This is a genomic window from Tardiphaga sp. 813_E8_N1_3 (genome assembly GCF_051811025.1).
Classification (GTDB): domain Bacteria; phylum Pseudomonadota; class Alphaproteobacteria; order Rhizobiales; family Xanthobacteraceae; genus Tardiphaga.
Genome location: NZ_JBPWQE010000001.1, coordinates 2078901 through 2101970, shown reverse-complemented (window position 1 = coordinate 2101970; position 23070 = coordinate 2078901). Strand labels below are relative to the sequence as shown.

18 protein-coding genes and 1 pseudogene are annotated in these 23070 nt (G+C 61.5%); 7 read left to right on the top strand and 12 right to left on the bottom strand.

Annotation, left to right across the window (positions count from 1 at the left end):
* The first annotated feature begins 70 nt into the window (after positions 1–70).
* Both AB8A33_RS09955 and AB8A33_RS09950 read left to right on the top strand, forming a co-directional pair.
* Entirely contained in the window at positions 71–1006 is a 936-nt protein-coding gene (locus tag AB8A33_RS09955; RefSeq protein ID WP_439092560.1) for a glycine/sarcosine/betaine reductase selenoprotein B family protein, read from the top strand.
* A 145-nt stretch (positions 1007–1151) separates the two neighbouring features.
* Positions 1152–1502, top strand: coding sequence for a PilZ domain-containing protein (locus AB8A33_RS09950; RefSeq protein ID WP_068734400.1), 351 nt, complete (start codon positions 1152–1154; stop codon positions 1500–1502).
* Between the two features lie 84 nt (positions 1503–1586).
* Here AB8A33_RS09950 and clpA read toward each other — a convergent pair whose 3' ends face one another.
* A complete protein-coding gene (gene clpA, locus AB8A33_RS09945; RefSeq protein WP_439092559.1) occupies positions 1587–3986 on the bottom strand; it encodes an ATP-dependent Clp protease ATP-binding subunit ClpA in 2400 nt (799 codons plus the stop codon).
* 263 nt (positions 3987–4249) lie between these two features.
* A complete protein-coding gene (gene clpS / locus AB8A33_RS09940) occupies positions 4250–4582 on the bottom strand; it encodes an ATP-dependent Clp protease adapter ClpS (protein WP_068734422.1) in 333 nt (110 codons plus the stop codon).
* Positions 4583–5106: 524 nt separating this feature from the next.
* On the opposite strand from clpS, the gene AB8A33_RS09935 reads away from it, so the two are divergent.
* Positions 5107–6474, top strand: a complete 1368-nt coding sequence (locus AB8A33_RS09935) for a pilus assembly protein (protein ID WP_439092558.1) — start codon at positions 5107–5109, stop codon at positions 6472–6474.
* 73 nt (positions 6475–6547) lie between these two features.
* On the opposite strand, the gene AB8A33_RS09930 is transcribed toward AB8A33_RS09935, so the two are convergent.
* Positions 6548–6883 (bottom strand): phasin family protein, encoded by a 336-nt coding sequence (locus tag AB8A33_RS09930; protein ID WP_068734393.1) that lies wholly within the window; start codon positions 6881–6883, stop codon positions 6548–6550.
* Positions 6884–7281: 398 nt separating this feature from the next.
* Between AB8A33_RS09930 and AB8A33_RS09925 the strand changes: the two genes are divergently transcribed.
* Positions 7282–9105, top strand: a complete 1824-nt coding sequence (locus AB8A33_RS09925) for a serine hydrolase (RefSeq protein WP_439092557.1) — start codon at positions 7282–7284, stop codon at positions 9103–9105.
* A gap of 217 nt (positions 9106–9322) precedes the next feature.
* On the opposite strand, the gene AB8A33_RS09920 is transcribed toward AB8A33_RS09925, so the two are convergent.
* The 4 genes from AB8A33_RS09920 to AB8A33_RS09905 all read right to left on the bottom strand — a co-directional run bounded on the left by AB8A33_RS09920 (position 9323) and on the right by AB8A33_RS09905 (position 13099).
* The gene (locus AB8A33_RS09920) at positions 9323–10048 is read right to left on the bottom strand and encodes a DnaJ domain-containing protein (RefSeq protein ID WP_439092556.1); all 726 of its coding nucleotides are present in this window, start codon (positions 10046–10048) and stop codon (positions 9323–9325) included.
* A 51-nt stretch (positions 10049–10099) separates the two neighbouring features.
* Complete coding sequence (locus AB8A33_RS09915) at positions 10100–10822, bottom strand: VWA domain-containing protein (protein WP_439092555.1); 723 nt, start codon at positions 10820–10822, stop codon at positions 10100–10102.
* 70 nt (positions 10823–10892) lie between these two features.
* Positions 10893–11768 carry an alpha/beta fold hydrolase gene (locus AB8A33_RS09910; RefSeq protein WP_439092554.1) on the bottom strand — a complete coding sequence of 292 codons (876 nt, stop codon included), beginning with the start codon at positions 11766–11768 and terminating at the stop codon, positions 10893–10895.
* Positions 11769–12175: 407 nt separating this feature from the next.
* Positions 12176–13099 carry a division plane positioning ATPase MipZ gene (locus tag AB8A33_RS09905; protein ID WP_439092553.1) on the bottom strand — a complete coding sequence of 308 codons (924 nt, stop codon included), beginning with the start codon at positions 13097–13099 and terminating at the stop codon, positions 12176–12178.
* A gap of 233 nt (positions 13100–13332) precedes the next feature.
* On the opposite strand from AB8A33_RS09905, the gene panC reads away from it, so the two are divergent.
* Positions 13333–14184, top strand: a complete 852-nt coding sequence (gene panC / locus AB8A33_RS09900; protein ID WP_439092552.1) for a pantoate--beta-alanine ligase — start codon at positions 13333–13335, stop codon at positions 14182–14184.
* Positions 14185–15260: 1076 nt separating this feature from the next.
* Here panC and AB8A33_RS09895 read toward each other — a convergent pair.
* From AB8A33_RS09895 to AB8A33_RS09885, 3 genes are all read right to left on the bottom strand, one after another.
* Positions 15261–18749, bottom strand: coding sequence for an indolepyruvate ferredoxin oxidoreductase family protein (locus AB8A33_RS09895; protein WP_439092551.1), 3489 nt, complete (start codon positions 18747–18749; stop codon positions 15261–15263).
* 286 nt (positions 18750–19035) lie between these two features.
* Entirely contained in the window at positions 19036–19401 is a 366-nt protein-coding gene (locus AB8A33_RS09890) for a response regulator (RefSeq protein WP_315842677.1), read from the bottom strand.
* A 2-nt stretch (positions 19402–19403) separates the two neighbouring features.
* Positions 19404–20891, bottom strand: a complete 1488-nt coding sequence (locus tag AB8A33_RS09885) for an RAD55 family ATPase (RefSeq protein WP_439092550.1) — start codon at positions 20889–20891, stop codon at positions 19404–19406.
* Positions 20892–21102: 211 nt separating this feature from the next.
* Here AB8A33_RS09885 and AB8A33_RS09880 point away from each other — a divergent pair, with 211 nt between their 5' ends.
* Positions 21103–21354: a hypothetical protein gene (locus AB8A33_RS09880; protein WP_439084729.1), complete on the top strand. Its 252-nt coding sequence runs from the start codon at positions 21103–21105 to the stop codon at positions 21352–21354.
* On the opposite strand, the gene AB8A33_RS09875 is transcribed toward AB8A33_RS09880, so the two are convergent.
* Complete coding sequence (locus tag AB8A33_RS09875; protein ID WP_439092549.1) at positions 21351–22139, bottom strand: formyltransferase family protein; 789 nt, start codon at positions 22137–22139, stop codon at positions 21351–21353. The two genes, AB8A33_RS09880 and AB8A33_RS09875, sit on opposite strands and share 4 nt — an antisense overlap.
* A 94-nt stretch (positions 22140–22233) precedes the next feature.
* Here AB8A33_RS09875 and AB8A33_RS09870 point away from each other — a divergent pair, with 94 nt between their 5' ends.
* Complete coding sequence (locus tag AB8A33_RS09870) at positions 22234–22695, top strand: hypothetical protein (protein ID WP_439092548.1); 462 nt, start codon at positions 22234–22236, stop codon at positions 22693–22695.
* A 60-nt stretch (positions 22696–22755) separates the two neighbouring features.
* On the opposite strand, the pseudogene AB8A33_RS09865 reads toward AB8A33_RS09870, so the two are convergent.
* A pseudogene (locus AB8A33_RS09865) lies at positions 22756–23064 on the bottom strand (NIPSNAP family protein).
* Between the last annotated feature and the right edge of the window lie 6 nt (positions 23065–23070).

Here is a 23070-nt window from a genome sequence, read left to right as displayed (position 1 = left end):
CCCGCGCCTTGACAGCGGGACCCCAGCAGCTAGCTATGAATGAAAGAGGGCAAAAGCGGGAGTGCAAACAATGGCCGAGGCGCGCGACGACACATCCGGCTTTGCCAGCGACGACGATGTTCCGATCCAGTATATGGCCCGCACCCGCGCCTATTATCAGGCGATCGGCTATGACGTTCCCTATCGCTGGGCCCATCACATCGACGCGCCGTTCCAGCCGCTCAGGAAACCGCTGGCGCAGTCGCGCGTCGCCATCGTCACCACCGCAGCGCCCTTCGATCCCGCCAAGGGCGATCAGGGTCCGGGCGCGCTCTATAACGGCGGCGCCAAGTTCTATCAGGTCTATGACGGCGATACGTCGGTCGATCATGACTTGCGCATCTCGCACATCGCCTATGATCGCGTGCACACGAGGGCGGACGACAGCGGCACCTGGTTTCCCCTGCCCGCGCTGCGTGATCTCGCGGCATCCGGCCGCATCGGCAGTGTCGCGCCGCGCTTCTATGGCGCGCCGACAAATCGCAGCCATCGCGTGACCCTTGAGACCGATGCGCCGGAGATCGTGACGCGCGCGAAGGCCGATGGTGTCGATGTTGCCGTGCTGGTGCCGAATTGCCCGGTCTGCCATCAGACCATCAGCCTCGTCGCCCGCGAGCTGGAGGCCAATGGCATTTCCACTGTGGTAGCGGGCTGCGCCAGGGACATTGTCGAACACGCTGCCGTACCCCGTTTTCTGTTCAGCGACTTCCCGCTCGGGAACTCCGCCGGCAAGCCGCATGACAAGGCCTCGCAGGCCCAAACCCTGGAATTGGCGCTGCGCCTGCTGGAATCCGCTGTCGGGCCACAAACCACCCTGCAATCGCCGCAGCGCTGGGCCAGGGACGCGGTCTGGAAGCGCGACTACAACAATGTCGCCCTGCTTAGCGCCGAGGAACTGGCGCGCCGGCGAGCCGAATTCGACAAGCAGAAGGACGTTGCCCGCGGATTGCGCGAGACGGCGGCCTGAGCCCGTCCTGAGGCCGATCACCCCGTCTTTCGGCGATCGCCCTTAACTTTGGTTTACGTTAAATCCGCTCAATCCACGCGAGAGCCTTCCCCGGCGGATGGAACTGCGTACAGTCCCCGCCTGTAACCTCAGGGGATCTCAGGACATGGACGAGCGGCGCAAGAACGTCAGGGACAAGGTGATCTACGGTGCCGTCGCGTCCAAGGACCAGAAGGCCAAGGAATGTGTCGTGCGCGACATTTCCGAGGATGGTGCCCGCATCGAATTTGGAAGCGGCGCGCGGCTGCCGAAGGATGAGCTGACGCTCAACATCGCGCGAAAGGGCCGTTCGTTCCTCGCCAGGATCGTCTGGTGGCGCGACAACATCGTCGGCGTCGCCTTCACCGATCCGCCGGTGGAGAGCAAGGAAAGCTCCGACATCGAAGAACGGTTGCGCAAGAGCGAGAAGAAAAAGCGCGAATTGCAAAAGCAGATTCAGAAACTGCTGGGACAGTAAAGCTCGGCACGATCCAGTAGCCCAAAGCAAAAACGGCCGGTGATTTCTCACCGGCCGTTTTCATTTGTTCAATCGGCTGGTGGCTTACGCCTTTTCCAGCGGCCCCTTGGCTGAACCCGAGCCCTTGCCCGACTTCGGCTTCTTCGCCGCGCCACGCTTCGCCGGCAGCTTCTCCGGCTTCGGCGTCACGGGACCGTCGACGAATTCGAAGCCGATGCTTTCCTGCTCGACACCGAGCACCGCTTCGTCCTTTTTCAGGATGACGCGAACATGGCCGCCATTCTTGAGCTTGCCGAACAAGAGCTCGTCGGCCAGCGGCTTCTTGATGTGCTCCTGGATCACGCGGCCCATCGGGCGTGCGCCCATCTGCTCGTCATAGCCGTGCTGGATCAGCCATGCCTTGGCGGGATCGGACAATTCGATGGTGACGTCGCGGTCTGCAAGCTGGGCTTCCAGCTGCAGCACGAACTTCTCCACCACCATGCCGATCACATCCGAATTCAGATGTGCGAAGGACACGACCGCATCAAGGCGGTTGCGGAATTCCGGAGCGAACTGCCGGTTGATCGCCTCCTGATCCTCGCCTTCCCGCTTGCCGCGAGTGAAGCCGAAGGCCGCACGCGCCATGTCGGCGGCGCCGGCATTGGTCGTCATGATCAGGATCACGTTGCGGAACGAGACCTGCTTGCCGTTATGGTCGGTCAGACGGCCGTGATCCATCACCTGCAGCAGCACGTTGTACAGATCCGGATGCGCCTTCTCGATTTCGTCGAGCAGCACCACGCAATGCGGATGCTGATCGACGCCATCGGTCAACAGACCACCCTGATCGAAGCCGACATAGCCGGGAGGCGCGCCGATCAGGCGCGACACGGTGTGGCGCTCCATATATTCAGACATGTCGAACCGAATAAGCTCGACACCCAGCGACGACGCCAGCTGCTTCGCCACTTCGGTCTTGCCGACACCGGTGGGGCCCGAGAACAGATACGAGCCAATCGGCTTCTCCGGCTCGCGCAAGCCGGCACGCGCCAGCTTGATCGATGCCGCCAAGGCTTCGATCGCCTTGTCCTGACCGAACACCACGCGCTTCAGAGTGGTTTCGAGATGCCGCAGCACCTCGGCATCGTCCTTCGACACGCTCTTGGGCGGGATCCGCGCCATGGTCGCGATCGTGGTCTCGATTTCTTTGATGCCGATTGTCTTCTTGCGCTTGCTCTCGGCCACCAGCATCTGCGCCGCACCCGACTCGTCGATCACGTCGATCGCCTTGTCCGGCAGCTTGCGGTCGTGGATGTAGCGCGACGAGAGCTGCACCGCAGCCTCGATGGCCTCATTGGTGTACTTGAGCTTGTGATAGTCCTCGAAATACGGCTTGAGGCCCTTCAGGATCGAGATCGCGTCTTCAACGGTCGGTTCGTTGACGTCGATCTTCTGGAACCGGCGCACCAATGCGCGGTCCTTCTCGAAGTGCTGGCGATATTCCTTGTAGGTGGTCGAGCCCATGCAGCGGATCGCACCCGAAGCCAGAGCGGGCTTGAGCAGATTCGAGGCATCCATCGCGCCGCCCGAGGTGGCGCCGGCGCCGATCACCGTGTGGATCTCGTCGATGAACAGGATCGCATTCGGATGCGCTTCGAGTTCCTTGAGCACCTGCTTCAGGCGTTCCTCGAAGTCACCGCGATAGCGCGTACCGGCCAGCAGCGTGCCCATGTCCAGCGAGAACACGGTGGCCGCCGACAGCACTTCCGGCACGTCGCTGTCGACGATGCGCTTGGCCAGACCTTCGGCAATCGCCGTCTTGCCGACGCCGGCTTCGCCGACGAACAGCGGATTGTTCTTCTGCCGACGGCACAGGACCTGGATCGCGCGATTGATCTCGGCCGTACGCCCGATCACCGGATCGATTTTGCCGTCACGCGCCTTCTTGTTGAGGTTGACGCAATAGGTGTCGAGCGCCTCGCCCTTCTTCTTGGCGTCGTCGCCGTTCTTGGTCTCGGTCTCCTCATCGACGCCGCGCACCGGCCGCGCCTCGGAAACGCCCGGCCGCTTGGCAATGCCGTGGCTGATGTAATTCACCGCGTCATAGCGCGTCATGTCCTGCTCCTGCAGGAAATACGCGGCATGGCTTTCGCGCTCGGCGAAGATCGCGATCAGCACATTGGCGCCGGTCACTTCTTCGCGACCCGACGACTGCACGTGAATAACGGCGCGCTGGATCACGCGCTGGAAACCGGCGGTCGGCTTGGCATCGTCTGCGCCATCCGTCACCAGGTTTTCGAATTCGGTTTCGAGATAATTGACCAGACTGCCGCGCAGCTTGTCGAGATCGACGCTGCACGCCCGCATCACCGCCGCGGCGTCGCTGTCATCCACCAGCGACAGCAGGAGATGTTCCAGCGTCGCATATTGGTGGTGTCGCTCGTTCGCAATCGAGAGCGCCCGATGCAGCGATTGTTCAAGGCTTTGAGAAAAAGTTGGCATTCCGCGTCCTCGTTGGCCCCCACCATCATGATCGTCGTTGCCGGGTCAGGCAACAAGAACCTTTCTCACATATAGTGATGTCTGATCGTGGTGAAAGGCTGGTTCCCGCTGCTTGTTGTGACGTGTCCGCAGAGCACGTCTGTTCATTCCAGCGCATTGTCACATGCGCTGTTGACGCAGCCGAACGACCGCGTTCGACTCACATCAGTTCAATGCGGGATCAATGCAAGACCCGTTCCCAGTTTCCGGGAATTCACGCGAGGCTACTTCTTTTCCATCACGCATTGCAAAGGGTGCTGGTGCTTGCGCGCAAAATCCATCACCTGCGTCACTTTGGTTTCGGCGATCTCATAGGTGAAAACGCCGCATTCCCCGATCCCGTGATGATGAACGTGGAGCATGATCTGCGTCGCCGCCTCGGCGTCCTTCTGGAAGAACTTTTCCAGCACATGGACGACGAATTCCATCGGCGTGTAATCGTCATTGAGGATCAGCACGCGATACAGGTTGGGACGCTTGGTCTTGGGTTTGACCTTGGTGATGACCGAGGTGGCCGGCCCACCGGGCGCATTGGACCGGTTGTCGTCCTCTGCCATGCTACGCGGCTGCCGGCGGCGATCGTCGGAGGCGCCGGCGACAGGCATCAGGATGCCGTCAGGCATAAATTTCGAAGGTTTCTGGAACATAGCGCCTGTATAAAAGTCCCTAGCCGATATTGGCCAGCCCCGAATTGACAGCGTCCCCAGCCACGATGTGCTGCCGGACGCCTCGGGCACAGAGGCGCCCCGGGTCGCCGCATCGGTGCGACGCTGTCCGTTACAGGACCGATGAAGCCAATATGGGTTCCTGTGGCCGTTCTCGCAAGCACACTGCAAGCACCTGGAATGGCCCGCCGCGAACCCCGCCTGATGGCCCCCGGTCCGGGTCAGGGTTAACCGATCGTGCTTGATTTGACCGGATCCGCAAACCAGCCATTTAACCGTCGTTCACGATAATACCGGGCGCTGGCCGCACGGCACACCAATAGTCGGCCTTTTACCTATTTTCTGAGGACACCTTTACCACCTGTTTAGCCGCAGCCGCCGAAATGACCGCCAGAAACTCACCATTGGCGGTCACGATGTTTATTCAATCGATTTCAAGCCAGGCGAAGAGCATCGCATCCCGATTTGCACGCCACGACGGCGGCAATATCGCGATGACCTTCGCCGTCGCTCTGGTGCCCCTGCTCGGCTTCGTGGGCGCCGCCGTCGACTACTCTCGTGCCAACGCGGCCCGCTCGGCGATGCAAGCGGCGCTCGACTCTGCAGCCCTGATGGTTTCGAAGGACCTGTCCGCCAATCCGACCATGTCGGCGACCGATGTCACCAACAAGGCGAAGGCCTATTTCAACGCGCTGTACACCAACACGAATGCCGGCCAGATCACGGTGACGGCGAGCTACACGACCAACACCAAGGACGGCTCCACGGTCACGGTCAACGGCTCCGGTGCCGTCGCAACCGATTTCATGAAGATGGTCGGCCTCCCGCAACTAGGGATCGGCAGCGGCTCGACCACGACCTGGGGCTCGACGCGCATGCGCGTCGCCATAGCGCTCGACGTCACCGGGTCGATGGGTATGGGGACCGGCAAATTGAAGGCGATGCAGGACGCAGCAACGGGTCTCATCAAGACGCTGAGCGCCAACTCGCGCATGACCGAGGACACCTATGTCTCGATCATTCCGTTTGCGCAGATGGTCAATGTGGGCGCGTCGAACAAGAACGCGACCTGGATAAAGTGGGACGAATATGGATCCTGCAGCTATCCGTACTACGACACCAAAGCCGAGTGCCAAGCGGCTAGCCAAACCTGGAACGCGAGCTCCAACAAGAACGCCTGGAATGGCTGCGTCACTGACCGTGATCAGCCTTACGACACCACCAACGAAGCCCCGTCGGGCACAGCACGTTATCCGGCCTACCAGTACAATGCATGCCCCTCAGCCATTCTTGGGATGACATCGGCTTATGGTGCTGAGAACGTTAAGACGCTGACAGACAAGATCGATGCCCTGTCGGCGAATGGCGGCACCAACCAGCCGATCGGCATGGCCTGGGCCTGGCGCACCTTACAGATCGGTAGCGATCCATTCCCCGCACCGGCCAAGGATTCGAACTACAAATACACAGATGCACTTATCATCTTGTCGGACGGCATGAATACCAAGGACCGATGGTACGGTGACGGCGCCAATTGGTCGACACTGGTTGACGATCGGCAGAAGTTACTGTGCGCCAACATCAAGAAGCCGAACCCGGCGACCAACAAACAGGAGACTTTTATCTATACGATCCAGGTCAATACCACGGGTGATCCGGAATCCGCAGTTCTGAAATCCTGTGCCGATCCCGGTAACTTCTTTCCTACAAGCACCAACGCCGGCATCGCCGACGCCTTCAAGGCAATCGGCAGCTCGCTCAACGCATTGCGCGTGTCAAAGTAAAGCGGCGGCGACACCTTCAAACAAAAACGCCCGGCCATCATGGCCGGGCGTTTTGATTTGAAGACCGTATTGCTTAGCGCGCCGGGGTCATTTTGGCGACGAAGCCTTCGAACGGCTTGTAGGCCTGCTTGGCGAGATCGACATAGAGTTCGCTGATCTTGTGCGATTCTGCGACGAAGGATTCATAGGCAGACTTGGCGTATTCGGTCTGCACTTCGAGCACCTTGTCGAGCGACTGCACGCCGGACAGCTTGGTCACGAAGGCGTTGCCGTCCTCGAACGACTTCTTGGTGTAGTCGCCAACCGCGACAGCGATCGCCTGTGCACCGTTCTGAAGCGTGGCCGCCGATGCGACTGCACTCTCGAACTGCTCCTTGCCGTACTGCTGGATGTCTTCGACCTTGATCACTGCAAATCCTTTCCCGGATTGGACGGGTCAGCCGCGGCCGGGTGGGCCCCGGTCTGATCTGACCCGCCCATCTATCGTGCAGTGCACAATGACGTCAAGAATCCCGTGCAATGCACAAATTTTACCATTGGCGATAAATGCAGGGGTGATTGGCAAGGGTTGCTTAACCTTTTGGAAACTCGCCGGACCTACCCTGATTTCTTGCATTGGTGCGTTGGGGCCAAAAAGCCCAAAAACTGCATGAGTACATACTCTTAGCCAGAATGGCCGCGTATGCTTCTGCCATCCCGCCGAGAGAACCGCTCAGGCTGACGCTTAAAACTGAGACTCATCTCCGGTTGTTGGGCATAATTTAGCCTCACGATCCGGGGAATGAGACTGATCTGACGGGGAAGTCCATGCTTCGCACAACGTTTGCTTCGTCGCGCACCTTGCGGGTGTGCGCTCTTGGGCTGGCGACTCTCAGCATCGCGGTCATCTTTACGACTGACAGTGCGGATGCCCGCCGGCGACATAAATCGCGAAGCCACGTCGCGCGCGTCTCCAGTTACAATCCCGCGTTCTCCTCGATCATCGTCGATGGCAATTCCGGCGCGGTCCTCTCGTCCAACAATCCCGATGGCTCGCGTCATCCGGCGTCGCTGACCAAGATCATGACGCTGTACATGCTGTTCGAGAAGCTGGAATCCGGCAAGCTCACGCTGGACAGCGAAATGGACGTCTCGCAGCACGCCTCCGTGCAGGCTCCGACCAAACTGGGCCTGCGCCCCGGTCAGACATTGCGCGTCGAAGATGCCATCAAGGCCCTGGTGACGCGCTCGGCCAACGACGCTGCCGTGGTGATCGCCGAAGCCATTGGCGGAGACGAAGACGATTTCGCCAAGCTGATGACCAAGAAGGCCCGCGCACTCGGCATGAGCCGCACGGTGTATCGCAATGCCTCCGGCCTCCCTGACGATGCGCAGGTGACCACCGCGCGCGACCAGTCGGTGCTCGGCCGCGCCATCCAGGATCGCTTCCCGCGCTACTACCGCTACTTTGCCACCGCCTCCTTCAACTATCGCGGCCGCAACATCCGCAACCACAACCGCCTGATCGGATCAGTCGAAGGCGTCGACGGCATCAAGACCGGTTACACCCGCGCCTCCGGCTTCAACCTCGTCTCGTCGATGAAGCGCGGCAACCGCCATCTGGTCGGCGTTGTACTCGGCGGCCGCAGCGGCGGCGCCCGTGACGCCGCCATGCGCAACCTGCTTGCCGAGAACCTGGAAAAGGGTGCCACCCGCCGCACCGTGGCCGCGATCACCGAGCGCAATCCGTCCGAAGCCGCGACCGAGGTCGCCGAAGCCGAGGCCCAGGCGCGTCCGACCGAAACCAAACAGGTCAACGGCGCCATTCAGGTGGCTGCTGCAACGCCGGTCGCCGCTGAACCGGTCTCCGAGTCTCCGGCTCGTCCCACCGCACCAGCGGCACGCCCGTCGGTCTTCGCCGCCGCCACCGCAGCGCTGCCCCCGGCAGCGCCGATGCCGCAGCCCCGCAAGCCGGAGCCCGGCCCGCTGAATTCAGGCGTCATCCAGTCCGAGGCCATCTCGGCCATTCCGGGCTCGTCAGAGCCGATGAAGCCGGTTCGGGTCCGCACCGTTCAGGTCAAGTCCGGTCAGTACAAGCTGGCCTCCGCCGGCGGCGAGCAGCCCGCCCCTCCCGCCACCACCAACGCCATCGTGGCGCGTCCGGAAACTACCGCCCGCTCGCCCGAGACCACCAACTCGCTCTATGCCCGCTCCGAGATGCCGCGTCAGCCGACAGGCTTCGGGACCGGCAATGGTATCCTCGGCGTTCTGCCGGCCCAGGGAAGCGCTCAGGGCGGCACCCAGATGGCCTATGCCGACCCTGCCCCGCGTAACGTGCCGGCCCCTCAGGCTCCCGCTCCGCAGACGGTACAACAGGGCGGCGCCATCAAACCTGCCGCGATCCACACCGGCTGGATCATTCAGGTCGGCGCACTGGAGAGCGAGAGCGAAGCACGGACCCGCCTCGACGCCGCCCGTGAACAGGCCCGTGGCCTCCTCGGCAAGGCCGATCCGTTCACCGAGACCGTCGTCGGCAAGGGCGACAAGAAACTCTACCGCGCCCGCTTCGCCGGCCTCGATCGCGAGAAAGCCGAAGCCGTCTGCAAGACGCTGAAGCGCTCGGAAATCTCCTGCATCACCATCAAGAACTGATCGACGTACACTGTCGGATACGCAAATGGCCGGGACATTGTCCCGGCCATTTTGCTTTTGGTCACCATAAATCCCCGTGGCGACAACTTCTCGTCAAGACTTAGCCGCTACAAAATACAGACGGGGATTGATCGACCATGCCGGACAACGGCGGGCGACGGGGCGTTCTCAGAGAAACGGAAGCTGCTCGCAGTTGTAGCGTAAAAGCGTGCTGGAGTTAGCTGCGATGCGTGCGAAGCAGAGTGTCCTTGGCCTCGTTGACCCGGGCCGCCAGGTACGTAGAGCCCCCCTGGTCGGGATGCAGTTTCTTCATGAGGGATCGGTGCGCGCGGCTGATCTCGTCGCGGGTCGCACCCGGCTTCACGCCAAGGATCTGATAAGCCTCCTCTTCCGTCATTTTACTGCCAGACGGCGCGCGGTCGTGCCGCCCTGCCGTATCGCCCTGCGCGTTCTGACGCCATGCGGGAAACCGGCGGTCAAGATAACTTTCAAGTAGCGCCACGCTCTCCGCGTCGAAACCGGCCATCATCGCCGCCAGTTGCGGCAGGTCGAATGCATCGAGCGACTGCCCGGCATAGGGGCCGGCCACGATCTGTCCGCTGAGCTGGCCGCTATCGTGATCGAGGGTCATATCGAGAAACGCCGAGCGGACCCGCGAGGTCTGGCCGGACGATTTGGTCCCGCCCCCGAACATGCCGCCGATATTGCTGAAGCCCGCCGTGCCGAACGGCGCCCAGCCCAAGAGACCCGCCCCGAAGATTCCGAGCGGGATCGCCACCGCCAGTTCGCCCTTGATCCCGGTGAAGGCCGCCACAGCCAGCGCCAGCACACCGCCGGCCAGCTTGATGCCGCGCGCCAGCAGCGCCGGGTTGGCCGAGCGGAGCATCTGCAGCAACATGTAAAGTACGAAGACGGCGAGCGCGCCGGCGATCAAAGTAGGCATGAGCTTTAGATAGTCGGTTGCCGCGATCCGCGAAACGGTTTTGCAGACCGTTTATCGCATCTGGCCGAGCAGCTTTGCCGCACCCGGCGCCGACGACGCCAGCCGCGTCAGCGCCTCCCGTCCACCAGCGGCATAGGCGGCTACCGCGCGCAGCAATTCGCGGAGCTGCGCAGCGGCTCCCGGATCGAACCGACACCAGGCGCCACCCGTCAGCCGGGCAATCTCGCGAAACGCCTGTTCGGCGGCCGGGTCTTGCCCTTCCTGGAACATGAAGACAGGCACTTTCAGCAGGCCGAGTTCACCGGCCCGCGCACAGAGTTCGTCGACGGACTCCTCCATGGCGTCGCCCACGAACACCAGTGCACGCACGCCGGAGGCCACCGCCTCGCGCCGCGTCTCCGACAGCACCTTGCCGATCTGGGTCTGACCGCCCTGGCAAGCGATCTTGCCCATCAGCCGCGCCAGTTGCGCGGTGTCCGAAATCCAGCCGGTCGCGCGGCACTCGCTGAGACCACGGAAATAGACGAGACGGATATCGAGACTGCCGATTGATGCCGCCTCGCGAAACATGTCGGCCTGCAGCGCGCAGGCCATGTCCCAGGTCGGCTGCCGGCTCATGGTGGCATCGAGCGCAAACACCAGCCGCCCCCGCCCGCCCGCTGCATGCGGCGCCATCGCTTTCGCTTTTGCTACAAATGCTGCGATGTCGGCCGATGCCGACGGCTGGGTCAGCGTATCGGTCTTGGACGTGGGAATCGTGGGATCGCTGGCCATGACAACTCGCGTTTGCTGCAAGCTTCATGTGGCGAGCATAGGCCGCGCGGTCAACCGCGCTGCACAGAACTCAGTTCACGCTCGGCGTATACTGCGAGATCTTGCTCGCGTCAGCCGCATTGCTCTGCTGAGCGGGCTGCTCGATGATCTTCGGCTTGCCGGTGACCGGTGACAGCTTGCTGTCGTCGTCGAGGAACTTGTCGAGCAGGCCCTGAATCTTGGTCTTCAGGGTTTCCGGACCGCGGTCACTCATGTCGGTGTGCTGCGCGCCGGTGTTGACGACCGTGATACCGGCCTTCTCGCAGATCTCGTCATCCGGCACGACGCCAGGATCCGGCTTGAACACCGTATCGTGCGAACGGAACGACAGGATCTTGAATTTGCCATCGGTCATGAACGGCACGCGCAGGTTATCCAGCGTCACGACCTTCTTGACGTCATCCGGGAATTCCTTGGCGTAGAACATCGAAATGTCGCCGCCGTTGGAATGGCCAACCAGCGTCAGATGATCGTAGTCGGAATTCGGCTGAATCTTCTTCAGCTCCTTCACCGCGTATTTGATGTTCTGCACGCCGCGCTCATAGACCGGCAGACGGCCAACATAGAGCTCGCCGACCTTGGTCACGAGCGGAGCGTCGGTATCGAGATCGTGCTGAATGCTGACGGCCATATAGCCACGCGCCGCAAACACGTTTGCGAGGAACGAGTATTCGGTGAACTTGACGGTGTTACCGTGATTGAGGATCGCGACCGGCAAAGTGATCATGCCGGCATTGGCCTGCATTTCCTTGTCGCGGCGAACGGCAATGTCGACCTGCACAGGACGATTACGCGACGCGTCGAAGAGCGTCAGCGTTTCATGCCGAATGGCCCACTTCGACGCGGTGAAATACGCGGCGGTGGCCAGCACGCAAACCGAAAGCAGAATGAGTAGTCCGCGTTTCATGTTCGTCCCTGATCGGCCAGCTAGAGATAAGTCTCAGCCGGCTACAGCACTTATGGGGTCGGATGACCCTCAAGCGGCTGCTTCAACAGCATATATGTCACAGCCCGGTGACAGAAAGGCTAAATATTGTGAATTCCGAGCCATGTTATTGTGCGTCGCACCCGTTTCTTGTGCACCTGCTAAAGAAAGCCATGGTCGAATTGAGCGATTTTGAACTACTTTCGCAAGAGATCGGAATTTCAAAAACGCCCTGATTTCAACGACAAATCAACTGTCGTACGGGCTACTCGTTCCCCGGTAAAAGACGGTAAAAGACAATGATACCTGTACTATTAGCGCGAAGTTGAGTGCGGAATCGTTCATAGCCTGCCGAACGGGCAGCGCTGACTTTACACAGTGGACGCGACTCAGTTGCCAAGGATGTCGTGAACATCCAGCGGTTTGTCGACCTGGGCAAACCACTCGGCGCGGTTGGCGGCGCGGCGACGGCCACGCTCATCGAGCGGCAGCTTCAACTTGCGCAGCAGTTCGATGACTTCCTCGCGCGCCGTGACATGGCCCATGCTCGGGCGACGCCCGAGTGTAGCTTCGTTGAGATCGTCAAGCGCCGTCAGGCCACGCGGGAAGAACTCACGATACATCACGCGCTCGGCGAGACCGTCGATGGCGCGGAAACTGAGCTGCAGCGAGAGTTGATCGAGGACGCCGGCGACAAGCATCTTGTTGCGCGAGCCGAGCATCGAGAGCCGGTTGCGCACCACGATCCAGTCGGTGGTCGAGCCATCATGCTGGCGGCGCTTGCGACGGGCTTCGCGCGCCATCTTCGAATAGTGGCTTTCGCCGGTCACCTTGTAGCTTGCGGCATCGACTGCGCCGAGCACATCGAAATCGAGGAAGCTGTCATTGATCGGCGTCACCAACGTATCGGCCATCGAATGCGCCAGACGCATCAGATAGGTGTCGCTGCCGGGCGTGTCGATGACGATGAAATGGTGGGTACGCTCCACCGCGCTCACCGCAGTCATGAACTGCTCGAGTTCGAAGGCTTCATTATCCGCGATCTGCATCGTCTCGCCGAGCTTGATGCAGCTATGGGTCGGCACTTCCAGCGCAAGTCCGGCGCTCTGCGCCCAGGCTGCGCGGTTGGCGATATAGCGTGTGAAGCTCTGCTGACGGCTGTCGAGATCGATGGTGGCGACACGCTGACCGGCCTTCAGCAGCGCCACGGCAATATGAAGCGCGGTGGTCGATTTACCCGACCCGCCCTTCTCATTGCCGAGCACGATCACATGCGCCGTGCCGGACTGTCCCTGGGTGGTTTGCATCAACATCGCGCGATCCTTCGATCATCTTCAAATCGCGAGGTAAGACAAGGGTCAAGCGAAATGCAGAGGCATCCTGCTTTGCCGGCAATCAGCCGCGCTTAATCATGAATCCGACGACCGGTTGCGGCATCAGGACACCCGCCAGCCTGGTATCGTGAGGCTTGGGTGATCCCGCCAGCTTTGATAAGCAGGGCGCGCACGCCCTCATCCGCCGCAGCCAACAACAAGAACGAGCCGCAATGCCCCGCACTCCGATCGTCGCCCGTACCCTGCCCGCCCTCCGCAAGGCGCTCGAAGGCCTGCGCGCACGCAAGGCGACCATCGGCCTGGTACCGACCATGGGAGCGCTGCATGACGGCCACGTCTCGCTCGTCCGCCTCGCCCAGCGCCGCACCAGCAAGGTCGTGGTGTCGATCTTCGTCAATCCAACGCAGTTCGCGCCAACCGAGGACTTCGGCTCCTATCCGCGAACCTGGAAGAGCGACGTCGCCAAACTCACCGAAGCCGGCGTCGACCTGATCTGGAATCCCGACGCCAAGGTGATGTATCCAGAAGGTTTCGCAACGAAGATCACGACCGGAGGCCCAGCCACCGCCGATCTCGAAGATCGCTTCCGTCCACATTTTTTCGGCGGCGTCGCGACAGTCGTCGGCAAGCTGTTCACGCAGGTGCGACCGGACATGGCGTTTTTCGGCGAGAAGGACTACCAGCAGCTCAAGGTCGTGACGCGCATGGCCAGGGATCTCGATCTCGGTGTCAAGGTGACCGGCGCCACCACGGTGCGCGAACGCGACGGTCTCGCGATGTCGTCGCGCAACGTCTATCTCTCGCCGGAAGACCGCGCCACGGCGCCGGTGCTTTACAAGGCGATGAAGGAAACCGCGAAGCGCCTGAAGGCGGGCGATGACCTTGAAGCCGCCATGGCCGGTGGCGCCGCGATGATTACGGCAGCCGGCTTCGCACTCGACTACTTCGAAGCACGCCATGCGGAGTCACTGGCGCCAATTACCTCGATGAAAGACGGCCCGGTGCGTCTGCTGGTGGCCGCGAGGATCGGCAAGACGCGGCTGATCGACAATATCGGGGTGTAGTCCACCTCGTCATTCCGGAGCCTTTGTCCTTGCTCGTCATTCCGGGGTGCGCGTCGCCGGCGAAGCCGGCAGAGCGCGAACCCGGAATCTCAGAGTGTCTTGCGCTGTCTGGAGATTCCCATGCTGGGATTCTCAGCCACTCCAATTGGAGTGGCTGAGGTTCGCGTCCGGCAAGTGCCGGCCGCGCCCCGGAATGACAGCTTGGGGCACCCGAACACTTTTTCCTATCTCCCGTTGACAACATCCCCATAAGGTTTATATTCACATTCATCCTGCCCCACCGAGAGGGGCGGTCGCGATCGTCACGTTCGCGGGGCAGGATGCGGTGGACGCCGGAGATGCGGCGTCACGGGAGATGTGGGGGACGGCTGCCCTTGGGCAGGCCGGATCGTCTGTGGTCAGGATACCACTGGGACAGGCGGCACGGTTTGGCTTCGGATGGAAGAAACCTGCAGATCAAGTGACGGACGACCAAGTCAAAACGCGTTCGGCTTACTCGCTTGAGGCACCCTGTCCCTTCGCCTTGGGACTGTAATTTTGGTGATCGGATCGTTCGCCATGGCGAAGCGCAAGCAACCGAAAAAACACCGTATGCGGAACGCCGGGCACTTCGCCCAGCGCGTCCGAAAGTCCTGATGCACTCATTTGCGGAAGACCGCATTCGCATCAGGCCCAAGGGTGCAACGGGCACCTGGCGTTCCGCACGCCCTCTCACAGGGGGCGGGAATGCAAGAGACGACGGCGCCCCCGCACCGCAAACAATGGGGCCGATGACGCATGTCTGAAGAGCAGTGGCTGTTTGAAATTCGAAGAAGCTGAGACGCGCAGGCGGTCGCGATATCCCTCCCTCAAGCGGCGAAGCCGCGCAGTGGGGTCTGGCGGACGAATTCGTCCGCCATGGTCGGCCGAGCGAGGCGATGCGAAGCATCGACGAAGCGGAGGCCGGGGTGGGGTGCCCCACGTGAGAGCGCCGCTTGTGGCACCACCCCACCCGTCACGTCGCTCGCAAGTGCTCGCAACGTGCCACCCTCCCCACTGCGCGGCTACGCCGCTGGGAGGAGGGAAAAGCAAGAGCCCTACTCCGCCGCGATCTGCCGCGGCGCCGGCGGCGGATTGGCGAGGTCCTTGGCGAGTTCGGCATAGCGCGCCTTGGCGGCCTTTACCGAGGCTTCCTTCACCGGGCCGTAACCGCGAATGCTGTCGGGCAACGAGAGAAGCTGCACGGCCGTATCCACGGTGAGCGGCGACAGCAGGTTCAACACCGTGGCAACGTCCTTTTCGTAGCCGGCGATCAGATCGCGCTCCAGCTTGCGGTCAGCGCTGTAGCCGAACACGTCGAACGGCGTGCCGCGCAAGGTGCGCAGCTTCGCCAGAATGCGAAACAGCGGCAGCATCCAGGCGCCGAAGGCGCGCTTCTTCGGGCGACCCGAGGCGTCGGTACCCGGCAGCATCGGCGGTGCGAGATTGAAGTTGATCTTGACGTCACCCTCGAACTGATCGCGCAGCTGCTTCTCGAACTTGCCGTCGGTATAGAGCCGCGCGACCTCGTATTCGTCCTTGTAGGCAAGCAGCTTAGCGTAGTTGATCGCCACCGCACGCGGCAGCTCATCGTCATAGCCGCCGCGCATGGCGGCTTCGCGGACCCGATCGACCATCGCCTGATAGCGCTCGGCGAGCTTGCTGTTCTGATAGTCCGCTAGCAATCCGCTGCGATGAGCGACGATCTCGTCGAGGCTCATCTCATCCAGCGTCTTTGGCGCGATGGTCTCATCGGCACCCTTGAGCATGCCCGCGAGCCGTGCCGGATCGGCGGCGGCAAGACGGCCAAGCTGGAACGCCAGCATGTTCATCTTGATCGAGACACCATTGAGCTCGATGGCCTGCTCGATCGATGCGGCCTGCAGCGGCAACAGCCCCTGCTGATAGGCGAAGCCCATCATCATCATGTTGGTGGCGATGGAATCGCCGAGCAGCGCTTCGGCCGCCTTGGTGAAATCGAGGAACGTCGATTCCTTGCGCAGCGACATTTCCAGCACGTTGTTGACCTTGCGGGACTGGAAATTGAAGTCGCGGTTACGCACGAAATCCGCGATCGGAATGAGATGGGTGTTGACGATGCCAGTGGTGCGCGAGCTCTCGCAGAGCGAGATCGTGTCCTTGGCGATGGCCACGACTTCATCGGCTGCGATCAGGACATCCGCCGTGCCGGTGACGATGCGCGAACAGGTGACGTCACCGGTGTCGTTGGCGAGACGCACATGGCTGAGCACCGCACCGCCCTTCTGCGCAAGCCCCGACATGTCGAGGATCATGCTGGCCTTGCCCTCGATATGCGCGGCCATGCCGAGCAGCGCACCGATGGTCAGCACGCCGGTGCCACCGACGCCGCCGACGGCGACGTTATAGGGCTTGTCGAGTGTCGGCCGCGTGGTGGGCTCCGGCAATGCGCCGATGGCACCGAGTTCGACGGGTGCCTTGCGCTTCAGCTTGCCGCCATCGACCGTGACGAAGGACGGGCAGAAGCCCTTGAGGCACGAATAGTCCTTGTTGCAGGACGACTGATTGATGGTGCGCTTGCGACCCAATGGGGTCTCCAGCGGCTCCACCGAAATGCAGTTCGACTGCACCGAGCAATCGCCGCAGCCTTCGCAGACTGCTGGGTTGATGAGCACGCGGCGCTGCGGGTCTTCCAGAATGCCCTTCTTGCGGCGGCGACGCTTCTCGGCGGCGCAGGTCTGCACGAAGACAATGGCCGAGCAGCCCGGCACTTCGCGGCAGGCCTTCATAACCTTGTCGAGTTCGTCGCGATGCGCCAGCTTCACGCCTGGCGCAATGGTGTTGGCGGGATAGGCATCGGGATTCTCCGACACGAGATAGATCTCGCGGATGCCCTCGCTGTGGAGCTGGAACGTGATCTTCTGCGGCGACAGGTCACCGTCATGGTGCTGACCACCGGTCATCGCCACGGCATCGTTGTAGAGGATCTTGTAGGTGATGTTGGCCTTGGAGGCGATCGACTGACGGATCGCGAGCGAGCCGGAATGGAAGTAAGTGCCGTCGCCGAGATTGGCGAAAATGTGCTTTTCCTTGGTGAACGGCGCAATGCCGGTCCATGTCACGCCCTCGCCGCCCATATGGGTGAAGGTCTCGGTGGAGCGATCCATCCACAGTGTCATGAAATGACAGCCAATGCCCGCCAGCGCGCGCGAGCCCTCCGGCACCTTGGTCGAGGTATTGTGCGGACAGCCCGAGCAGAAATACGGCGTGCGCGTGATCGGCACGACGTTCTGCACCTGCGAGGCCTCGCGTCCATGAAACCAGTCGGCCTTGGCACGCAGCAGTGCGGCGATCTCGGGATCGATCTCCATCGCCAGCAGGCGATCCACCAACGAGGTCGCGACCTTGGCGACGCTCAGCTCTTCGGCGAATGGCAGGAAGCGATGATCGTGGGAATCCATCTTGCCGACGATGCGTGGCCGCACATCGTCGCGCCAGTTGAACAGCTCCTGCTTGACCTGGTTCTCGACAATCTCGCGGCGCTCTTCGACGATGAAAATCTCTTCGAGGCCGACGGCAAACTTGCGTACGCCTTCCGGCTCCAGCGGCCACGGCATGCCGATCTTGTACAACCGAAGACCAATCTTGGCGGCGACCTCTTCGGTGATCCCCAGCTCGCGCAAGGCCTGGCGCACGTCTTCATAGCTCTTGCCGGAGGCCATGATGCCGAAACGTGCATTCGGCGAGTCCATGGTGACGCGGTTGATGTTGTTGGCGCGGGCGAAGGCGATCGCGGCAAAGCCCTTGTAATCCTGCAGCCGGCGATCCTGCACATAGCGATCGTCCGGCCAGCGCAGGTTCAGACCATCGGGCGGTAGTTCGAAATCGGTGGGAATATTGAACGGCGTCATTTCGTCGTTGAGGTTGATCTCCGCCGTGGTCTCCACGGTTTCGGTGATCACCTTCATGCCGACCCAGCAGCCGGAATAGCGTGACATGGCAATGCCGAGCAGACCCATCTCGATCATCTCGTGGATGCTCGACGGATAAAGATAGGGCATCAGCGCCGATATGAAGGCATGGTCGGACTGATGCGGCACGGTCGAGGACTTGGCGCCGTGGTCGTCGCCGGCGAGACAGAGCACGCCGCCGAATTTCGCGGAGCCGGCAGCATTGCCGTGGCGGAAGACGTCACCGCAGCGATCGACGCCGGGACCCTTGCCGTACCAGATGCCGACGACGCCATCATATTCGGCGCCGGGCGAAAGATTGAGTTGCTGGGTGCCCCAGATCGCGGTGGCTGCGAGATCTTCATTGACGCCGGGCAGGAATTTGACGCCGTATTGATCGAGGTGTTTGCGCGCCGCCGTCAATTGCTGGTCATAGCCGCCGAGCGGCGAGCCGCGATAGCCGGTAACGAAGGCCGCAGTGTTCAGACCCGCCGCGCGGTCCCTGCGGACCTGTGCCATCGGCAGGCGCACCAGCGCCTGAATGCCGGTAAGGAAAATGTGGCCCGAGCCTTGGGTGTATTTCTGATCGAGACTGATCGCGCCTTGATTAATTCCCATTCCCACCCTCGTCACTGCGGCCTCGGGCTATCGCCCCGGACTGTGTCGTCCGGCCTGCTCGCGCCTATTATCTGGGGTCGTTCGACTCCCTTAGAAACAGTCTATGTTGGATTTTGAACGGGACGCACCACAATTCTGGGCAATGGAGCCCCGCGTCCAAAGAACGCAATTTCGTGATGAATGCGGCCGGTAGACTTGTCACGTTGTGTCGCCGCAAAGGCCTTTGGCGCAAGGACGTAACGGCTTCACGTTGCAGTGCGATGCAGCACGATCCGCCAAAGGAGGCTCAGGCCTCGCCCGGGAATATCTCACCGATGATCTTCATCAGATCGGCCTCGCGAAACGGCTTGCGCAGATAAGCGCGAAAACGCCCTGCCCGGTCGCGCACCACATGCTCCAGCAACGAGGTCATGACGACCACCGGAATTCCGCTCAGCCGCTCGTCCTGCCCCATCGCTGCGATCAGGCCGGCGCCGTCGAGGAACGGCATCATAAAATCGGTCAGCACGAGATCGGGCGTGTCCCGATGCAGAATGTCGAGCGCCTCACGGCCGTTGCCGGCTACGAGGACATTGAAGGCATATTCGCTCAACAGGACTTCGAGCCAGTCCGCGATCGCCCATTCGTCCTCGACAATCAGGACAGTTCGCACCGCTATTCTCCAGTCAACTTAAGATCCGTCGATGGAGTTGGTGCAGGTCCCTGACTAGAAATGTCCCTGAGGATGCGCTCCGCGCTCTGGAAATCGACATCAAGAACGATGCCGCCGTCGAGAATTTCAAATCGACGCATGCGCATATCGGTCCGGCGGTCACGCGATTTCAGAATGGTCATCAGACGATGGTTTTCCGAGCGCAGGGCTGCGAGATGCAGCGCGATGATGTTCTCGGCAACCGCGGAGAGACCCGTCTGGTTGACGCCCTTGAGCGGCTGCCCGGGTGTCATGCCAGCGTGATCGGTTTCTGCCGTCGCCAGCGTGGTAACACCGAGTGCGCGCAACTCGTTGCACAGCGCCGACAAAAAAGAGCCGATGCGCTCCTTTTCGTCGGTGAGCTTCGAGAAGCCTTCGATGCCATCGATCACCAGACGGCGCACGCCGTTCTGCCTGATGGTCGCGAGCAGCTCGGTTGCGACCTCGTCGAGCACCGCTTCTGTCTGCGGACGCCACATCAGCGTGACCTTGTCGCCCCGCGATTTCAGCGGCAGCTTGAGGCTGTCGGCCTTGATCCGCAGCGCCATCGGATTCTCGTGAAACCCGAACAGCATCGCCGGTTCATTGGCGGGACCGCCGGTCAGGAACTGAAGACCGGCCGTGGTTTTGCCCGACCCCGAAGGCCCGAGCACCACGGTCACCGAATGCGTATCGACGCCGCCGCCGAGCATCTTGTCGACGCCGCCAATGCCGACGGACACCATCGGACCGTCGGCGCTGTCCCAGACGCTGGGCGTCTCCAGCAGCGCCTCGATACGCGGATAGATGGCGTGGCCGTTCTCGGTGATGCGATAGGAGTGCTTGCCGCCCATGAACCAGCTGCCACGCAGCTTGTGGACCTGAAGTGACCGCTCGGCGCGCCGGCCATGCAGTGCCGACTGCAGCTCGATGAGACCGTCCACCATCGTATGCTCAGGCGGATGCGCATCGGCGTCGAAGGCGCTGGTCAGCAGGAACATGGTGCAGTTGCTGAACGCCGCCTGGGTCTGCAATTCGTGGATGAACTTCTTCAGCTCAAGCTCGGAACGCGCCTTCTCATGGACGGTGATGAGGCCATCGAGCACCAGAATGCTGGCATTCCGGGTACGCACCTCGCGGCGAACCACATCGAGCAGCCCGCGCAGCCCGTCGTCTTCCAGCGTCTTGAAGGCGCCGACATAGGACATGCGGTCGGGAATTGCCGCTTCATCGAAGAAGGTCATCCGCCGCATATGCCCGATCATGCGGGCGTGGCTCTCTGCAAGCAGCGTGATGTAAAGCGCGTTACGCCCCTGCGCGGCCTGCGCGAAGCAGATCTGGTTGCCCAGAATCGTCTTTCCGGCGCCCGGGGCGCCCTGAATGATGTAGATGCCGCCGTCGAAAACGCCCCCGCCCAGGATCGCATCGAGACCCGGTACGCCGGTTGCAAACCGGCCGTTATCGCCACTCATTCCGAAACTGCCCCTAACGTGTCACCTATGCCGGTGAGATGTTGAAACGCGTCGGGGAGCGATGGGTTCCAAAGCTTTTTCAGAAATATTTCGAAACACTGCCTCTCAGCAAGGCAGCATCCCGCTAATAGCGCCCCCGAAACGGAACATCGGCCTTTACGGGCCATTGCTGTCCGGTCACCCTGACAACATCAGGCATGGAGGACCGGAAATGAATCAGAAGCTGAATACCTGGACGTCGCAGCCTGAACTCGCCGGCAGCGATATGGTGTCGACGAATGACGGTTCTTATCATCCGGATTGTGGCGAAGAGCATGATCACAAGCCGACCAAGGCCATCATCGGCGTGGGACTACTCGTGGTGCTGAGTTTCCTGCTCTATGAATTCAACGGCAAGGTGTCCAAGACGCACACGTCAGCGACCCCGCCCGCGCAGCACCAAAGCTTCGCGGCGAACCACTAGGCTTCGACAGCTTCATCCGCAATAGCACTTTCAGTGTCGGGCACGACGACCCGAAACTGGAAGCCGTGCAGACCGATGGTCGGCACGATGCCGAAATGGTCGGTGCCGAAGACTTTGACCCGATGCTGCAGTTCATCTTTCTCGATGCTTACCGGGATATCGCAGATCTGCTCATAGGCCTTACGCGTGTGACGCGTGTTGCCCCAGCGCAGCGCCCGCTCGATCAGCGGGTCCGGCTGTGTGGCCAGGACGCGTGCCATCCGCCAGAAAGTCTGCACCAGCTTCGTATAGGCAATCTCTTCCAGACCCGCGACACTGATATCAGCCGGAATTGGGAACGCCTCGACATCCACGATCGGTCCGGCATCGACACGTGCAATCATGCGATGGACCGTGCAGCCGAAGTCGGTCGCGTGATCGTGGAGCGCAAAATGCGCCGGGGCCCAGCCGGGATATTGCGGCGGGCCGGGATGGAAATTGTAGGCGCCAAAGCCAAGCTGATCGAGCACCGCGCCGGGGACTATCACACCAGTGGTGAACGAAATCATCCGCGCCCGGCCCAGCCAGTCGGGCTCGATCGCCGCCAGATCTTCAGCTGTGAAAACAGGAAGGACCGTAAGGGCCGGATTGTGACCACGGAGCAAAGTTGTAAAGACCGAGTGCTCAGCAGGACCCGTCAGGAGGATAATCGTATCGAACATTCGGGCTGCCACGCGCTTCTGCGAATCAATAATCGCCTCAGCGTCGCAGCCAGGCCTTAACATCTGATGAGCAGGCCCGATCACGCTGCATTGCCACATAGGACCTGGCTCTGGAATGGCGCAATCGCGGGAACATGCACCTCATCTGACGGTTGTCCTCTGCACAGGAGGACACGACATGGCGAACATTCCCAATCCCAATGATCCGTATCGTCCAAATCCCGCTGATGACATCCGCAATCCTGCGCGGCTCGACAATGAGCTGCAGGCCGATCCTGAACTCGCGGAAGGGCCAGCGAGCGGTAGCCGCATGGCTATTTATGCACTTGGCGTTGTTGTCTTGCTCGGCGCCGTATTCTACGGCTTGAACAATACATCCACGACTCCGGGCGACGCGACGAAGACCGCGTCCCAGTCCGCGCCAGCGACGCAGGACAGCACGCCAAAGGCGCCGGCGCCAACCAACAACATCGCGGACTCCTATTCGAAGCCGCCAGTGGCACCCGGCGTACGTGACGTGACGCCCACCAACAAGCAGTCCGGCGTCACCACCGGTGCGGCACCTGCGCGACCGCAGGCTCCGCAATCGGCTCCGACCGGCACCGAGATCGACAGCTCGAAGGGCGGCGCGCCGAAGTAACGGCGCGACCGGGCAGACAAGGCTGCGGGCATCGATGCCCGCGGCTTTGTTGCGCATGGATTATGCGGTCACCTGACGCAGGAACGTGCGTTCCTCCGCGAGGATGAACCGGTGCTCCTCGGCCGACGCGAAATTCGCAACGCCTTCCGCATCGCTCCGCAGTCTGGCGCGATAGGCTTCATAGGCCGCGAGACTTGGAAACGAGATCAGGCCGAATGCGACGTTGTTCGTTCCTTCATGGGGCATCCAATAGCCCTACAGGTCACCACCGCATTTGGGAATAATCGTCAGCCAGCGCTTGGCGTAGGCTTCAAACAATCCGCGTTTGAACGGATCGATCTGATAGCGAATGAAGACAGTGATCGTCATAACGGC

Bases quoted from the DNA above. Each gene is read 5' to 3' on its own strand.
- AB8A33_RS09870 (WP_439092548.1), top strand. From the start codon at position 22,234: ATGGCGAACATTCCCAATCCCAATGATCCGTATCGTCCAAATCCCGCT.
- AB8A33_RS09885 (WP_439092550.1), bottom strand. From the start codon at position 20,891: ATGAGTGGCGATAACGGCCGGTTTGCAACCGGCGTACCGGGTCTCGAT.
- AB8A33_RS09925 (WP_439092557.1), top strand. From the start codon at position 7,282: ATGCTTCGCACAACGTTTGCTTCGTCGCGCACCTTGCGGGTGTGCGCT.
- AB8A33_RS09905 (WP_439092553.1), bottom strand. From the start codon at position 13,099: ATGTTGATGCAAACCACCCAGGGACAGTCCGGCACGGCGCATGTGATC.
- AB8A33_RS09955 (WP_439092560.1), top strand. From the start codon at position 71: ATGGCCGAGGCGCGCGACGACACATCCGGCTTTGCCAGCGACGACGAT.
- AB8A33_RS09915 (WP_439092555.1), bottom strand. From the start codon at position 10,822: ATGGCCAGCGATCCCACGATTCCCACGTCCAAGACCGATACGCTGACC.
- AB8A33_RS09895 (WP_439092551.1), bottom strand. From the start codon at position 18,749: ATGGGAATTAATCAAGGCGCGATCAGTCTCGATCAGAAATACACCCAA.
- AB8A33_RS09920 (WP_439092556.1), bottom strand. From the start codon at position 10,048: ATGCCTACTTTGATCGCCGGCGCGCTCGCCGTCTTCGTACTTTACATG.
- AB8A33_RS09880 (WP_439084729.1), top strand. From the start codon at position 21,103: ATGAATCAGAAGCTGAATACCTGGACGTCGCAGCCTGAACTCGCCGGC.
- clpS (WP_068734422.1), bottom strand. From the start codon at position 4,582: ATGGCAGAGGACGACAACCGGTCCAATGCGCCCGGTGGGCCGGCCACC.
- AB8A33_RS09950 (WP_068734400.1), top strand. From the start codon at position 1,152: ATGGACGAGCGGCGCAAGAACGTCAGGGACAAGGTGATCTACGGTGCC.
- AB8A33_RS09935 (WP_439092558.1), top strand. From the start codon at position 5,107: ATGTTTATTCAATCGATTTCAAGCCAGGCGAAGAGCATCGCATCCCGA.
- clpA (WP_439092559.1), bottom strand. From the start codon at position 3,986: ATGCCAACTTTTTCTCAAAGCCTTGAACAATCGCTGCATCGGGCGCTC.
- AB8A33_RS09910 (WP_439092554.1), bottom strand. From the start codon at position 11,768: ATGAAACGCGGACTACTCATTCTGCTTTCGGTTTGCGTGCTGGCCACC.
- panC (WP_439092552.1), top strand. From the start codon at position 13,333: ATGCCCCGCACTCCGATCGTCGCCCGTACCCTGCCCGCCCTCCGCAAG.